At 55.3% G+C, this 15,543-nt stretch carries 12 protein-coding genes and 1 tRNA gene; all 13 read right to left on the reverse strand.

Features of this window, described 5'->3' with window-relative positions:
• Positions 1 to 159 (reverse strand): GTP-binding protein (locus tag FGA82_RS31240; protein WP_238556644.1); only part of this gene is annotated, 159 nt, incomplete at its 3' end.
• Between the two features lie 31 nt (positions 160 to 190).
• Positions 191 to 2,296, reverse strand: coding sequence for an elongation factor G (fusA, locus tag FGA82_RS31245; protein ID WP_016984188.1), 2,106 nt, complete (start codon positions 2,294 to 2,296; stop codon positions 191 to 193).
• A gap of 30 nt (positions 2,297 to 2,326) precedes the next feature.
• Complete coding sequence (rpsG, locus tag FGA82_RS31250; RefSeq protein ID WP_007916467.1) at positions 2,327 to 2,800, reverse strand: 30S ribosomal protein S7; 474 nt, start codon at positions 2,798 to 2,800, stop codon at positions 2,327 to 2,329.
• A gap of 107 nt (positions 2,801 to 2,907) precedes the next feature.
• A complete protein-coding gene (gene rpsL, locus FGA82_RS31255; protein ID WP_003186084.1) occupies positions 2,908 to 3,279 on the reverse strand; it encodes a 30S ribosomal protein S12 in 372 nt (123 codons plus the stop codon).
• Between the two features lie 215 nt (positions 3,280 to 3,494).
• Positions 3,495 to 7,694: a DNA-directed RNA polymerase subunit beta' gene (gene rpoC, locus FGA82_RS31260; protein ID WP_034156498.1), complete on the reverse strand. Its 4,200-nt coding sequence runs from the start codon at positions 7,692 to 7,694 to the stop codon at positions 3,495 to 3,497.
• 64 nt (positions 7,695 to 7,758) lie between these two features.
• A complete protein-coding gene (gene rpoB, locus FGA82_RS31265) occupies positions 7,759 to 11,832 on the reverse strand; it encodes a DNA-directed RNA polymerase subunit beta (protein WP_141130073.1) in 4,074 nt (1,357 codons plus the stop codon).
• A gap of 221 nt (positions 11,833 to 12,053) precedes the next feature.
• Positions 12,054 to 12,419: a 50S ribosomal protein L7/L12 gene (rplL, locus tag FGA82_RS31270; RefSeq protein WP_003228750.1), complete on the reverse strand. Its 366-nt coding sequence runs from the start codon at positions 12,417 to 12,419 to the stop codon at positions 12,054 to 12,056.
• A gap of 74 nt (positions 12,420 to 12,493) precedes the next feature.
• Positions 12,494 to 12,994, reverse strand: a complete 501-nt coding sequence (rplJ, locus tag FGA82_RS31275) for a 50S ribosomal protein L10 (protein ID WP_008081912.1) — start codon at positions 12,992 to 12,994, stop codon at positions 12,494 to 12,496.
• Positions 12,995 to 13,192: 198 nt separating this feature from the next.
• Positions 13,193 to 13,888 carry a 50S ribosomal protein L1 gene (gene rplA / locus FGA82_RS31280; protein WP_007916481.1) on the reverse strand — a complete coding sequence of 232 codons (696 nt, stop codon included), beginning with the start codon at positions 13,886 to 13,888 and terminating at the stop codon, positions 13,193 to 13,195.
• Complete coding sequence (gene rplK, locus FGA82_RS31285) at positions 13,888 to 14,319, reverse strand: 50S ribosomal protein L11 (RefSeq protein WP_003228756.1); 432 nt, start codon at positions 14,317 to 14,319, stop codon at positions 13,888 to 13,890. Before rplK ends, rplA begins: the two co-directional genes overlap by 1 nt.
• Before the next feature lie 117 nt (positions 14,320 to 14,436).
• On the reverse strand, positions 14,437 to 14,970 hold the full coding sequence (gene nusG, locus FGA82_RS31290; protein ID WP_007916492.1) for a transcription termination/antitermination protein NusG: 534 nt from the start codon (positions 14,968 to 14,970) through the stop codon (positions 14,437 to 14,439).
• A 9-nt stretch (positions 14,971 to 14,979) separates the two neighbouring features.
• Complete coding sequence (gene secE / locus FGA82_RS31295) at positions 14,980 to 15,348, reverse strand: preprotein translocase subunit SecE (RefSeq protein ID WP_011063783.1); 369 nt, start codon at positions 15,346 to 15,348, stop codon at positions 14,980 to 14,982.
• A 45-nt stretch (positions 15,349 to 15,393) separates the two neighbouring features.
• Positions 15,394 to 15,469, reverse strand: a tRNA-Trp gene (locus FGA82_RS31300).
• Positions 15,470 to 15,543: the final 74 nt, after the last annotated feature.

The following is a 15,543-nucleotide window of genomic DNA, read 5'->3' on the forward strand; positions in this document are numbered from 1 at the left end:
AGCGCTGTCGATCTTGTCGAATTCAACTACGGCCGAACCGAAAACTTCGGAGCAGACGCGAGTCAGAGCAGCGGTCAGAGTGGTTTTACCGTGGTCAACGTGACCGATAGTGCCAACGTTGACGTGCGGTAGGGAACGATCAAATTTTTCTTTAGCCACGACAATTAACTCCTAGCCTAAAGGGGCTGAATCAGCCTTGTTTTTTGGTTACGGATTCGACGATGTGCGACGGAGCCGTATCGTATTTTTTGAATTCCATAGAGTAGCTTGCGCGACCCTGAGACATGGAACGAACGTCGGTCGCATAACCGAACATCTCACCCAGTGGAACCTCGGCACGGATAACCTTGCCGGACACTGTGTCTTCCATACCCTGGATCATGCCGCGACGACGGTTAAGGTCGCCCATCACATCACCCATATAGTCTTCAGGCGTAACAACCTCTACAGCCATGATCGGCTCAAGCAACTCACCACCGCCCTTCTGGGCCAGTTGCTTGGTCGCCATGGAGGCAGCCACTTTAAACGCCATCTCGTTGGAGTCGACGTCGTGGTAAGAACCATCGAACACGGTAGCCTTCAGGCCGATCAGCGGATAGCCGGCAACAACGCCGTTCTTCATCTGCTCTTCGATACCTTTCTGGATAGCCGGGATGTATTCCTTAGGAACCACACCACCTACAACTTCGTTCACGAATTGCAGACCTTCCTGACCTTCGTCAGCAGGAGCAAAACGGATCCAGCAGTGGCCGAACTGACCACGACCGCCGGACTGACGAACGAACTTGCCTTCGATTTCACAGTTCTTCGTGATGCGCTCACGATACGAAACCTGAGGCTTGCCGATGTTGGCTTCGACGTTGAACTCACGGCGCATCCGGTCAACCAGGATGTCCAGGTGCAGCTCGCCCATGCCGGAGATGATCGTTTGACCAGTCTCTTCATCAGTTTTAACGCGGAAAGACGGGTCTTCCTGAGCAAGTTTACCCAGAGCGATGCCCATTTTTTCCTGGTCATCCTTGGTCTTAGGCTCTACGGCAACCGAAATAACCGGCTCCGGGAAGTCCATGCGAACCAGGATGATTGGCTTGTCAGCGTTGCAGAGGGTTTCACCAGTGGTGACGTCCTTCATGCCGATCAGGGCCGCGATGTCACCAGCGCGCACTTCCTTGATCTCTTCACGGGCGTTTGCGTGCATTTGCACCATACGACCCACGCGCTCTTTTTTACCTTTAACCGAGTTGATCACGCCGTCGCCGGAGTTCAACACGCCCGAGTAAACACGGACGAAGGTCAAGGTACCCACGAATGGGTCGGTAGCGATCTTGAACGCCAGAGCCGAGAACGGCTCCGCATCGTCTGCATGACGCTCCAGCTCGATTTCCTCGTTATCAGGGTCAGTACCCTTGATCGCAGGAATGTCGGTCGGTGCAGGCAAGAAGTCGATAACGGCGTCGAGAACCAGGGGAACGCCCTTGTTCTTGAACGAAGAACCGCAAACAGCCAGAACGATTTCGCCGGCGATAGTACGCTGACGCAAAGCAGCTTTGATCTCTTCGATCGACAGCTCTTCGCCTTCCAGGTACTTGTTCATCAGCTCTTCGTTGGCTTCAGCAGCAGCTTCAACCATGTTGTTGCGCCACTCTTCAGCCAGCTCTTGGAGCTCAGCAGGAATGTCCTTGCGAACAGGGACCATACCTTTGTCAGAGTCGTTCCAGTAGACAGCTTGCATGTTGATCAGATCGATCTGACCCTGGAAGTTGTCTTCGGAACCGATGGCCAACTGGATCGGCACAGGAGTGTGACCCAGACGCTGCTTGATCTGACCGATCACGCGCAGGAAGTTGGCACCAGCACGGTCCATCTTGTTTACGTAAACAAGACGTGGAACACCGTATTTGTTGGCTTGACGCCATACGGTTTCCGACTGAGGCTCAACACCCGAAGTACCGCAGAACACAACAACAGCGCCGTCGAGTACGCGCAGGGAACGCTCAACTTCAATAGTGAAGTCAACGTGGCCCGGGGTATCGATTACGTTAAAGCGGTGCTCGTCCTTGTACTGCTTCTCGGAACCTTTCCAGAAAGCGGTGATGGCAGCAGAAGTAATGGTAATACCACGCTCCTGCTCCTGCACCATCCAGTCTGTGGTCGCGGCGCCATCATGCACCTCGCCCATTTTGTGACTTTTGCCGGTGTAAAAAAGGACGCGCTCGGTGGTGGTGGTTTTACCAGCATCCACGTGAGCGACGATACCGATGTTACGGTAGCGGCTAATCGGAGTAGTACGAGCCATAAAGCCCTCGCAAAATTAGTGAAGCTAAAATTAGAAGCGGTAGTGCGAGAAAGCTTTGTTGGCTTCAGCCATACGGTGCACGTCTTCACGCTTCTTAACAGCAGCACCTTTACCTTCAGCAGCATCCAGCAGTTCGCCAGCCAAACGCAGAGCCATAGACTTCTCGCCACGCTTACGGGCGAAGTCTACCAACCAGCGCATTGCCAGAGCGTTACGACGGGAAGGACGAACCTCGACCGGAACCTGGTAAGTAGCACCACCAACGCGGCGCGACTTCACTTCGACCAGCGGAGCGATGGCGTCGAGTGCTTTTTCGAAGAGTTCCAGGGGATCGGTGCCAGCCTTACGGGTCGCAACGGTTTCCAGGGCACCATAAACGATACGCTCGGCAACGGCTTTCTTGCCGCTTTCCATAACGTGGTTCATGAATTTGGCGAGGATCTGGCTTCCGTATTTCGGATCGTCCAGAATCTCACGCTTTGCTGCTACGCGACGTCTTGGCATGATAAGCCCTCAAGCGGTCTTCAGGTTAGCTCGGGACAGATCCAATGGATGCGTGCCCGACCTTACTCTTATCGACTCAATAAAATGAAAATCTGCAAAACGGCCGATTACTTCGGACGCTTGGTACCGTACTTCGAACGACCCTGGTTACGACCTTTAACGCCGGAAGTATCCAAGGAGCCGCGAACGGTGTGGTAACGAACACCTGGCAAGTCTTTTACACGACCGCCGCGGATCAGTACCACGCTGTGCTCTTGCAGGTTGTGACCTTCACCACCGATGTACGAGGAAACCTCGAAACCGTTGGTCAGGCGCACACGGCATACTTTACGCAGTGCCGAGTTAGGTTTTTTCGGCGTAGTGGTGTACACACGGGTGCACACGCCACGACGTTGCGGGCAGTTCTGCAGCGCAGGTACGTCGGATTTCTCGACGATACGCTTACGCGGCTGACGTACCAGCTGGTTGATAGTTGCCATCTACTAGCTCCACTGTTGTCTTGCGACGCTATTGTCTTGCAAGAAAAGCAAAATGGCAGGAACGAATTCCCGCCAAATTTAGGGGATCAAGAGTCTAAAGAGGATCTTGTCCCCAGTCAAGGCAAGGCCCCGACCTCCCCGCCCGTCGAACCTTGACAATATGTCTCGATTCGACGGACGGAGCGATCAGGGCCTCAGCTCATTTACCGCAGAACTCAGTTACCGCTCGAGTTCAGCGCTTCGGTCAGTGCAGCTTCCACTTCACTGGCGCTTACGCGCAACGGTTTGTCAGCATCACGACGACGCTTGCGCTCGCTGTGATAAGCCAGACCGGTACCAGCCGGGATCAGACGACCCACGACCACGTTTTCTTTCAGGCCGCGCAGGTAGTCGCGCTTGCCGGTGACTGCCGCTTCGGTCAGTACGCGGGTGGTTTCCTGGAAGGAAGCCGCCGAGATGAACGATTCGGTGGACAACGACGCCTTGGTGATACCCAACAGAACGCGAGTGTACTTGGAGACGAACTTGTCTTCGCCGCCCAGACGCTCGTTCTCTACCAGTACGTGAGTCAGTTCCATCTGGTCGCCCTTGATGAAACTCGAATCGCCGGATTCAGCGATTTCAACTTTACGCAGCATCTGACGCAGGATGGTCTCGATGTGCTTGTCGTTGATCTTCACGCCTTGCAGACGGTAAACGTCCTGGATCTCGTTAACGATGTACTTGGCCAGCGCGCTCACACCCAGCAGACGCAGGATGTCGTGCGGATCGCTTGGGCCGTCGGAGATAACTTCGCCGCGGTTTACCTGTTCGCCTTCGAACACGTTCAGGTGACGCCACTTCGGAATCAGCTCCTCGTACGGATCGCTACCGTCGTTCGGGGTAATAACCAGACGGCGCTTGCCTTTGGTCTCTTTACCGAACGCGATGGTGCCGCTGACTTCAGCCAGAATCGACGCTTCTTTCGGACGACGGGCTTCGAACAAGTCGGCAACACGCGGCAGACCACCGGTGATGTCACGGGTCTTCGAAGTTTCTTGCGGGATACGCGCGATAACGTCACCGATCGCGATCTTCGCACCGTCCGCCACACCGACCAGGGCGTTGGCTGGCAGGAAGTACTGAGCGATAACGTCAGTGCCTGGCAGCAACAGATCCTTGCCGTTGTCGTCGACCATCTTCACTGCTGGACGGATTTCTTTACCGGCAGCTGGACGATCTTTCGCGTCGAGTACTTCAATATTGGTCATACCGGTCAATTCGTCAGTCTGACGCTTGATCGTGATGCCTTCTTCCATGCCCACGTAGGTCACGGTACCTTTCATTTCGGTAACGATCGGGTGAGTGTGCGGATCCCACTTGGCCACAATTGCGCCAGCGTCGACCTTGTCACCTTCTTTAACCGAAATCACAGCACCGTACGGCAGCTTGTAACGCTCACGCTCACGACCGAAGTCGTCAGCGATGGCCAGCTCACCGGAACGGGACACAGCAACCAGGTGACCATCCACTCGCTCAACGTGCTTCAGGTTGTGCAGACGGACAGTGCCGCCATTCTTCACCTGAACGCTGTCGGCTGCGGAAGTACGGCTTGCCGCACCACCGATGTGGAACGTACGCATCGTCAGCTGGGTACCCGGCTCACCGATGGACTGGGCAGCAATAACGCCGACCGCTTCACCGATGTTCACCTGGTGACCACGAGCCAGATCACGGCCGTAGCACTTGGCGCAAATGCCATAGCGGGTTTCGCAGCTGATCGGCGAACGCACGATCACTTCGTCGATGCTGTTCAGCTCGATGAACTCGACCCACTTTTCGTCTACCAGAGTGCCGGCAGGAACGATAACGTCCTCGGTACCTGGCTTGAATACGTCACGGGCAATAACACGACCCAATACGCGCTCACCCAACGGCTCTACAACGTCACCGCCTTCAATGTGCGGAGTCATCAGCAGACCGTGTTCGGTGCCGCAATCGATCTCGGTTACAACCAGATCCTGCGCCACGTCTACCAGACGACGAGTCAGGTAACCGGAGTTCGCAGTTTTCAACGCGGTATCCGCCAGACCTTTACGAGCACCGTGAGTGGAGATGAAGTACTGAAGTACGCTCAAACCTTCACGGAAGTTCGCAGTAATCGGCGTTTCAATGATGGAACCGTCCGGCTTGGCCATCAGACCACGCATACCGGCTAGCTGACGAATCTGTGCTGCGGAACCCCGCGCACCCGAGTCAGCCATCATGTACATCGAGTTGAAAGACTCTTGATCGACTTCAACGCCGTGACGGTCGATAACCTTCTCTTTCGAGAGGTTGGCCATCATTGCCTTGGAAACTTCGTCGTTCGCTTTCGACCAAAGGTCGATCACTTTGTTGTACTTCTCGCCCTGGGTTACCAGGCCGGAGGCGTACTGGCTCTCGATCTCTTTCACTTCGTCGGTGGCAGCACCGATGATGCGGGCTTTTTCATCCGGGATAACGAAGTCGTTAACACCGATGGAAACGCCGGAGATGGTCGAATAAGCGAAACCGGTGTACATCAACTGGTCAGCGAAGATCACGGTCTCTTTCAAACCAACCACGCGGTAGCACTGGTTGATCAGCTTGGAGATCGCCTTTTTCTTCATCGGCAGGTTGACGACGTCGTACGACAGACCTTTTGGCACAACCTGGAACAGCAGCGCACGGCCGACAGTGGTGTCGACGATACGGGTACCGCTCACGCTGTTGCCGTCACGGTCATTGACGGTTTCGTTGATACGAACCTTAACCTTGGCGTGCAGTGCGGCTTCGCCGGCACGGAACACACGGTCAACTTCCTGCAGATCCGCGAATACACGACCTTCGCCTTTGGCGTTGATCGCTTCACGAGTCATGTAGTACAGACCCAATACAACGTCCTGCGACGGAACGATGATTGGCTCACCGTTGGCTGGCGACAGAATGTTGTTGGTCGACATCATCAACGCACGCGCTTCCAACTGGGCTTCCAGTGTCAGCGGTACGTGCACGGCCATTTGGTCGCCGTCGAAGTCGGCGTTGTACGCGGCGCAGACCAGCGGGTGCAGCTGAATAGCCTTACCTTCGATCAGTACCGGTTCAAACGCCTGGATACCCAGACGGTGAAGGGTCGGTGCACGGTTGAGAAGGACCGGGTGTTCGCGAATCACTTCAGCGAGAACGTCCCAAACCTCTGGCAGTTCGCGCTCGACCATTTTCTTGGCCGCTTTGATGGTGGTCGCGAGACCACGCATTTCCAGCTTGCCGAAAATGAACGGTTTGAACAGCTCGAGAGCCATCTTCTTCGGCAGACCGCACTGATGCAGACGCAGGGTCGGGCCTACGGTAATTACCGAACGACCGGAGTAGTCAACACGCTTACCGAGCAAGTTCTGACGGAAACGACCTTGCTTACCCTTGATCATGTCAGCCAGGGATTTCAGAGGACGCTTGTTCGAACCGGTGATAGCGCGGCCACGGCGACCGTTGTCGAGCAGAGCATCGACAGCTTCCTGCAACATACGCTTTTCGTTGCGCACGATGATGTCCGGAGCGGACAGATCCAGCAGGCGCTTCAAACGGTTGTTACGGTTGATCACTCGACGATACAGATCGTTGAGGTCGGAAGTCGCGAAACGACCGCCGTCCAGCGGGACCAGTGGACGCAGATCTGGCGGCAGAACCGGCAGAACGGTCAGCACCATCCACTCTGGCAGGTTGCCGGAACCCTGGAAGGCTTCCATCAACTTCAGACGCTTGGACAGCTTCTTGATCTTGGTTTCGGAGTTGGTTTGCGGAATTTCTTCACGCAGACGGCCAATCTCGTGTTCCAGGTCGATAGCGTGCAGCAGCTCACGGACAGCTTCGGCACCCATACGGGCGTCGAAGTCGTCACCGAACTCTTCCAGCGCTTCGAAATACTGCTCATCGTTCAGCAGCTGACCTTTTTCAAGGGTGGTCATGCCTGGATCGATAACGACATAGCTCTCGAAGTAGAGAACGCGTTCGATATCACGCAGGGTCATGTCCATCAGCAGGCCGATACGGGACGGCAGCGATTTCAGGAACCAGATGTGGGCAACCGGCGAAGCCAGTTCGATGTGCGCCATGCGCTCACGACGAACCTTGGCCAGTGCAACTTCAACGCCGCACTTCTCGCAGATCACACCACGGTGCTTCAAGCGCTTGTACTTACCGCACAGGCACTCGTAATCCTTTACCGGGCCAAAGATCTTGGCGCAGAACAGACCGTCACGCTCAGGTTTGAACGTACGGTAGTTGATGGTTTCCGGCTTTTTAACTTCACCGAACGACCATGAGCGGATCATCTCAGGCGAGGCCAATCCGATACGGATGGCGTCGAACTCTTCGACTTGACCCTGGTTTTTCAGCAAATTCAGTAGGTCTTTCAAGGCCTTTCCTCCTGGCGGAGCAGAGAGCGGGCAATCCTGCCCCGCTCTCGATTCGCGTCACGTGTTATTCGGTTTCCAGATCGATATCGATGCCGAGGGAACGAATTTCCTTGATCAACACGTTGAAGGACTCGGGCATGCCCGGCTCCATACGGTGATCGCCATCCACGATGTTTTTGTACATCTTGGTACGGCCGTTCACATCGTCCGACTTCACTGTGAGCATTTCTTGCAGAGTGTAAGCAGCACCGTATGCTTCCAGTGCCCAGACCTCCATCTCCCCGAAACGCTGACCACCGAACTGCGCCTTACCACCCAGCGGCTGCTGGGTAACCAGGCTGTACGAACCGGTAGAACGCGCGTGCATCTTGTCGTCTACCAAGTGGTTCAGCTTCAGCATGTACATGTAGCCAACGGTAACTGGACGCTCGAACTTGTTGCCGGTACGGCCGTCGGTCAGCTGCATCTGGCCGCTTTCCGGCAGGTCTGCCAGTTTCAGCATGGCCTTGATTTCGCTTTCCTTGGCGCCGTCGAACACTGGAGTGGCCATTGGAACGCCGCCACGCAGGTTCTTCGCCAGATCCAGGATTTCCTGATCGGAGAAGCTGTCCAGATCTTCGTTACGACCGCCGATCTGGTTGTAGATCTCGTCCAGGAAGGTACGCAGTTCAGCGACTTTACGCTGCTCTTCGATCATCCGGTTGATCTTCTCGCCCAGACCTTTGGCCGCGAGGCCCAGGTGGGTTTCAAGGATCTGACCAACGTTCATACGCGAAGGTACGCCCAGTGGGTTGAGGACGACGTCGACCGGGGTGCCATTGGCATCGTGCGGCATGTCTTCAACCGGCATGATCACAGAGACCACACCTTTGTTACCGTGACGACCGGCCATCTTGTCGCCCGGCTGGATGCGACGACGGATTGCCAGGTAAACCTTGACGATTTTCAGCACGCCTGGAGCCAGGTCATCGCCCTGCTGCAGTTTGCGCTTCTTGTCTTCGAACTTGTCGTCCAGCAGACGGCGACGATCAACGATGTAGGCCTGAGCCTTCTCGAGCTGCTCGTTCAGAGCATCTTCAGCCATGCGCAGTTTGAACCACTGACCATGCTCAAGACCGTCGAGAACTTCATCGGTGATGTCCTGACCTTTCTTCAGACCTGCGCCGCCTTCAGCCTTGTGGCCTACCAGAGCGGAACGCAGACGTTCGAAAGTCGCGCCTTCAACAATACGGAACTCTTCGTTCAGATCCTTGCGGATCTCGTCGAGCTGAGTCTTCTCGATCGACAGTGCACGAGCATCACGCTCAACGCCGTCGCGGGTGAAGACCTGTACGTCGATGACAGTACCTTTGGTACCGGTAGGTACGCGCAGGGAAGTGTCTTTAACGTCGCTGGCTTTTTCACCGAAGATTGCACGCAGCAGTTTTTCTTCCGGAGTCAGTTGGGTCTCGCCTTTCGGAGTGACCTTACCCACCAGGATGTCGCCTGCGCCAACTTCAGCACCTACGTAAACGATACCGGCTTCGTCCAGCTTGTTCAGTGCGGCTTCACCCACGTTCGGGATGTCCGCAGTGATTTCCTCTGGGCCAAGCTTGGTGTCACGGGCCACACAGGTCAGTTCCTGAATGTGGATCGTGGTGAAACGGTCTTCCTGAACCACACGCTCGGACAGGCAGATGGAGTCTTCGAAGTTGAAGCCGTTCCATGCCATGAACGCGATGCGCATGTTCTGACCCAGTGCCAGTTCACCCATGTCGGTGGACGGGCCGTCGGCCATGATGTCGCTACGCTGAACGCGATCACCCTTGCTCACCAGCGGACGCTGGTTGATGCAGGTGTTCTGGTTCGAGCGGGTGTATTTGGTCAGGTTGTAGATGTCGACACCAGCTTCGCCGGTTTCAACTTCGTCATCAGCAACACGAACCACGATACGGCTGGCGTCGACGGAGTCGATCACGCCGCCACGACGAGCCACGACGCAAACGCCGGAGTCACGGGCTACGTTACGCTCCATGCCGGTACCTACCAGCGGCTTGTCAGCACGCAGGGTTGGTACAGCTTGACGCTGCATGTTCGAACCCATCAACGCACGGTTGGCGTCGTCGTGCTCGAGGAACGGAATCAGCGACGCTGCAACCGAAACTACCTGCTTCGGCGAAACGTCCATCAAGGTGACTTCTTCAGGCGCCTTGACGGTGAATTCGTTCAGGTGACGTACGGCTACCAGCTCGTCGATCAGGACTTTCTGGTCGTTCATGGTCGCCGAAGCCTGCGCGATCACGTGATCGGCTTCTTCAATAGCGGACAGGAACACGATCTCGTCGGTGACCACACCCTCTTTTACCACGCGGTACGGGCTTTCCAGGAAGCCGTACTGGTTGGTGCGAGCGTAAGCAGCCAAGGAGTTGATCAGACCGATGTTCGGACCTTCCGGCGTTTCAATCGGGCATACACGACCGTAGTGAGTCGGGTGTACGTCACGGACTTCAAAGCCGGCGCGCTCACGAGTCAGACCGCCAGGGCCGAGTGCAGAGACACGACGCTTGTGGGTGATCTCGGACAGCGGGTTGTTCTGGTCCATGAACTGCGAGAGCTGGCTGGAACCGAAGAACTCTTTCACCGCCGCAGCCACTGGCTTGGCGTTGATCAGGTCTTGCGGCATCAGGCCTTCACTTTCAGCCATCGACAGACGCTCTTTGACCGCACGCTCAACGCGTACCAGGCCAACGCGGAACTGGTTCTCGGCCATTTCGCCTACACAGCGAACACGACGGTTACCCAGGTGGTCGATGTCATCGACGATGCCTTTACCGTTACGGATGTCGACCAGAGTCTTCAGTACCGCGACGATGTCTTCCTTGCACAGCACGCCCGAACCTTCGATCTCGGTACGACCGATACGACGGTTGAACTTCATCCGGCCGACCGCAGACAGGTCATAGCGCTCAGGGCTGAAGAACAGGTTGTTGAACAGGGTTTCGGCAGCGTCTTTGGTTGGCGGCTCGCCTGGACGCATCATGCGATAGATCTCGACCAGCGCTTCCAATTGGTTGCTGGTGGAGTCGATCTTCAGCGTGTCGGAGACGAACGGACCGCAGTCGATATCGTTGGTATACAGAGTTTCGATGCGAACAACGCCGGCCTTGGCAATTTTTGCCAGGACTTCAGTGTTCAGCTCGGTGTTGCACTCTGCCAGGATTTCGCCGGTAGCCGGGTGCACGATGACCTTGGCGGTAGTACGGCCCAGGACGTAATCCAGAGGTACTTCCAGAGTCTTGATGCCGGCTTTTTCGATCTGGTTGATGTGGCGCGCGGTAATACGGCGGCCCGCTTCAACAATGACCTTGCCCTTCTCGTCCTGAATGTCCAGAACCGCAATTTCACCACGCAGACGCGAAGCAATCAGTTCCAGGCTGAGGGTTTCGCCGCTCAGGTGGAAAACGTTGGTGGTGTAGAAAGCGTCCAGCACTTCTTCAGTGGTATAGCCGAGCGCGCGCAGCAGTACCGATGCCGGCAGCTTGCGACGACGGTCGATACGTACGAACACGCAGTCTTTCGGGTCGAACTCGAAGTCCAGCCACGAACCGCGGTAAGGAATGATGCGCGCGGAGTACAGCAGTTTGCCGGAGCTATGCGTCTTGCCGCGGTCGTGGTCAAAGAACACGCCCGGGGAACGGTGCAGCTGGGAAACGATTACACGCTCGGTACCGTTGATTACGAAGGTACCGTTCTCAGTCATCAGGGGGATTTCACCCATGTAGACTTCTTGCTCTTTGATGTCCTTGATCGCTTTGTTCGACGATTCTTTGTCGAAAATGATCAGGCGCACTTTTACCCGCAAAGGTACGGCGAAAGTTACACCGCGCAATACGCATTCTTTGACATCAAATGCCGGTTCGCCCAGGCGATAACCGACGTACTCCAGCGCAGCATTGCCGGAGTAGCTGATGATCGGGAAAACGGATTTGAAGGCCGCATGCAGGCCCACGTCGCGGAACTGATCTTTAGTCGCTCCCGCTTGCAAGAATTCACGATACGAATCCAGCTGGATGGCCAGGAGGTAAGGCACATCCATGACGTCCGGCAACTTGCTAAAGTCCTTGCGGATACGTTTTTTCTCAGTATATGAGTAAGCCATCAGCGTTCCCCAGCTTGGTCACCTGCTTGTTTGGCCCCTCCCGACGGGAGCAGCCAGAAAATCGTGCAAACCCCATGGTTTGCTCCACCGCATCGGGTGGTTACAGCGCCTTTATCAGCACCGACCCAGTCGGCTGCCAATAACGGAAAAAGGCCGGTGGCAAGAGCCACCAGCCATCAGCCTGTCGCTTGACGCTCGGGCTGGAGGAGCAAAGTCGATACTTATTTCAGCTCGACTTTAGCGCCTGCTTCTTCCAGCTTCTTCTTGGCGTCTTCAGCCGCTTCTTTCGAAACGCCTTCAGCTACAACCTGAGGAGCGCCGTCTACTTTCTCTTTGGCTTCTTTCAGGCCCAGACCGGTCAGTTCACGAACTGCCTTGATCACGTTAACCTTCTTCTCGCCAGCTTCCAGCAGAACAACGTTGAACTCGGTTTGCTCTTCAACAACAGCGGCAGCAGCAGCTGGACCAGCCGAAGCAGCAGCAGCGGTAACACCGAAGGTTTCTTCCATCGCTTTGATCAGCTCAACGATTTCCACTACGGATTTCTGGCCGATTGCTTCGATGATTTGTTCGTTAGTCAGAGACATGACTCAATTCCTGAATTGGGGGACGGCCTACGCGACCATCGAAATAAACAAAAAACGCGAGAAGTTGACGAGCCTTAGGCTGCGGCAGCTTCTTTCTGGTCGCGAATTGCCGCCAGAGTACGAGCCAATTTGCTGGTAGCGCCTTGAATCACGCTCATCAGCTGAGAAATTGCTTCGTCACGGGTCGGCAGAGTTGCCAGTACGTCGATCTGATTAGCTGCGAGGAACTTGCCCTCGAACGCAGCTGCCTTGATCTCGAACTTGTCCTGACCCTTGGCAAACTCTTTGAAGATACGAGCAGCAGCGCCCGGATGTTCGTTCGAGAATGCAATCAGGGTCGGGCCGGTGAACACGTCGTTGAGGACACTGTATTGAGTGTCAGCAACAGCGCGCTTGAGCAGGGTGTTACGTACAACGCGTACGTAAACGCCAGCTTCACGAGCCTCTTTACGGAGTCCGGTCATTGCGCCTACTGTTACGCCACGTGCATCAACCACGACAGCGGACAGAGCGACTTTGGCAGCCTCGTTGACTTCAGCGACGATGGCCTTCTTGTCTTCGAGATTAATTGCCACGGGTTTAACTCCTGCTTGTTACCGTTTCATTCGATCGGAACCGAATGTCGTTTTGGTGTCTGATTCGGTAAGGAACCGGGAGCACCATCTGCGTAGGCTGATGGTTTAAGACTTGCGTCGCCTACGGTCTTGGATAGCCCCCGCCAGGCAGGGACCCCAATCTTTCAACTGGCGCGAATACTCGCGCCAATTTTTGTCTTACGCGTCCAGCGAGCTCTGGTCGATAACCAGACCTGGGCCCATAGTGGTGCTCAGGGTAACGCGCTTGACGTAGATACCTTTCGAGGAAGCTGGCTTGATACGCTTCAGATCAGCGATCAGGGCTTCAACGTTTTCCTTCAGCTTGACGGCGTCGAAGCCCATCTTGCCAACGGAGGTGTGAATGATGCCGTTTTTATCGGTGCGATAACGAACCTGACCAGCTTTAGCGTTTTTAACCGCGGTAGCTACGTCTGGAGTTACGGTACCAACCTTAGGGTTAGGCATCAGACCACGTGGACCAAGGATCTGGCCCAGCTGACCTACAACGCGCATAGCATCCGGGGATGCGATCACTACGTCATAGTTCAGGTCGCCGCCTTTCATTTCGGCAGCCAGGTCATCCATACCTACACGGTCAGCGCCGGCAGCCAAAGCGGCCTCGGCAGCTGGACCCTGGGTGAACACAGCAACGCGAACAGTCTTGCCAGTGCCGTGTGGCAGCACAGTAGCGCTACGAACAACCTGGTCGGATTTACGCGGGTCTACACCCAGGTTTACAGCAACGTCGAACGACTCGCTGAACTTGACAGTCGACAGCTCAGCCAGCAGAGCGGCGGCGTCTACAATGTTGTAGGCCTTGCCTGCTTCGATTTTGCCGGCGATAGCCTTTTGACGCTTGGTCAGCTTAGCCATTACACACCCTCCACGTTAAGGCCCATGCTACGAGCAGAACCGGCGATAGTACGCACGGCTGCATCCATATCAGCTGCAGTCAGATCCGCGTTTTTGGTTTTCGCGATTTCTTCCAGCTGAGCACGGGTAACGGTGCCAACCTTAACGGTGTTCGGACGAGCGGAACCGCTGGTCAGACCGGCCGCCTTCTTCAGCAGAACCGAAGCAGGGGTGGATTTTGTTTCGAAAGTGAAGCTACGGTCGCTGTAGACAGTGATGATCACTGGAGTCGGCAGACCAGCTTCCAGACCCTGAGTACGGGCGTTGAAAGCTTTGCAGAATTCCATGATGTTCACGCCGTGCTGACCCAGAGCAGGACCAACAGGTGGGCTTGGGTTAGCCTGAGCGGCCTTCACTTGCAGCTTGATGTAAGCGGTAATTTTCTTGGCCATGAGGCACTCCAATTACGGGTTCGAACGCCTCGAAAGGCTCCCCGGTTACTTGCGCGTTTATCCCAGTGACGACAAAACCCCACAGCCTAGGGCTGCGGGGTTGGGATGCTTGTCCAGCTAGACCTTTTCGACCTGACTGAACTCCAACTCTACCGGAGTAGAGCGACCGAAAATGAGCACTGCCACTTGGATCCGGCTCTTTTCGTAGTTAACTTCTTCAACAACGCCATTGAAATCAGCGAATGGACCGTCATTGACTCGCACCGTTTCACCTGGCTCGAAGAGAGTCTTCGGCTTCGGCTTGTCGCTACCATCCGCAACACGACGCAGAATTGCTTCCGCCTCTTTATCGGTGATTGGCGCAGGCTTATCGGCAGTACCGCCAATGAAACCCATCACCCGAGGAGTATCCTTGACCAAGTGCCAAGTACCCTCGTTCATATCCATCTGAACCAGCACATAACCTGGAAAGAACTTGCGCTCGCTTTTGCGTTTCTGGCCATTACGCATTTCAACCACTTCTTCAGTGGGAACCAGAATCTCGCCGAAGCCATCTTCCATGCCAGCCAGCTTTACGCGCTCGACCAGGGAGCGCATCACATGCTTCTCGTAACCCGAGTAAGCATGCACAACATACCAACGCTTAGCCACGGGACACCCTTAGCCGACAATCAAGGAAACAAGCCAGCCGAGCAGGGAATCAAGACCCCACAACAGCAACGCCATAACCAGAACAACAGCCACCACAATCAGGGTGGTCTGCGTGGTTTCTTGGCGAGTTGGCCACACGACTTTACGAATCTCGGTGCGAGCTTCCTTAACCAGTACAAAGAAAGACTTGCCCTTGGCTGTCTGCAGGCCTACAAATGCAGCTACAGCAGCAATAACAAGCAAAGCGAGTACACGGTACAGGATCGGCGAAGCAGAGTAATACTGATTGCCAACAACGCCAACAATCACCAAAGCGACAACTACAAGCCACTTGAGCAGATCGAAGCGAGAGCCTTGAGCTTCAGCTTTAGGAGTCATCTATGAAGATCCTGTGAAAAGAAAGCCAGACACACTGAGTGAATCTGGCAGGTCAGGAGGGAATCGAACCCCCAACCTACGGTTTTGGAGACCGTCGCTCTGCCAATTGAGCTACTGACCTAAAACAAAATCAGGCCGACCATTATGCCGGCCCAAAAAATACATTACAACCACTTACTCGATGATTTTGGCTAC

It is taken from the genome of Pseudomonas fluorescens (assembly GCF_005938625.1).
GTDB lineage: Bacteria > Pseudomonadota > Gammaproteobacteria > Pseudomonadales > Pseudomonadaceae > Aquipseudomonas > Aquipseudomonas fluorescens_BD.

Excerpts from the sequence above, each read along its gene's own strand:
- fusA (WP_016984188.1), bottom strand. The coding sequence starts at position 2,296 with ATGGCTCGTACTACTCCGATTAGCCGCTACCGTAACATCGGTATCGTC.
- rpsG (WP_007916467.1), bottom strand. The coding sequence starts at position 2,800 with ATGCCAAGACGTCGCGTAGCAGCAAAGCGTGAGATTCTGGACGATCCG.
- rpsL (WP_003186084.1), bottom strand. The coding sequence starts at position 3,279 with ATGGCAACTATCAACCAGCTGGTACGTCAGCCGCGTAAGCGTATCGTC.
- rpoB (WP_141130073.1), bottom strand. The coding sequence starts at position 11,832 with ATGGCTTACTCATATACTGAGAAAAAACGTATCCGCAAGGACTTTAGC.
- rplL (WP_003228750.1), bottom strand. The coding sequence starts at position 12,419 with ATGTCTCTGACTAACGAACAAATCATCGAAGCAATCGGCCAGAAATCC.
- rplA (WP_007916481.1), bottom strand. The coding sequence starts at position 13,888 with ATGGCTAAGCTGACCAAGCGTCAAAAGGCTATCGCCGGCAAAATCGAA.
- rplK (WP_003228756.1), bottom strand. The coding sequence starts at position 14,319 with ATGGCCAAGAAAATTACCGCTTACATCAAGCTGCAAGTGAAGGCCGCT.
- secE (WP_011063783.1), bottom strand. The coding sequence starts at position 15,348 with ATGACTCCTAAAGCTGAAGCTCAAGGCTCTCGCTTCGATCTGCTCAAG.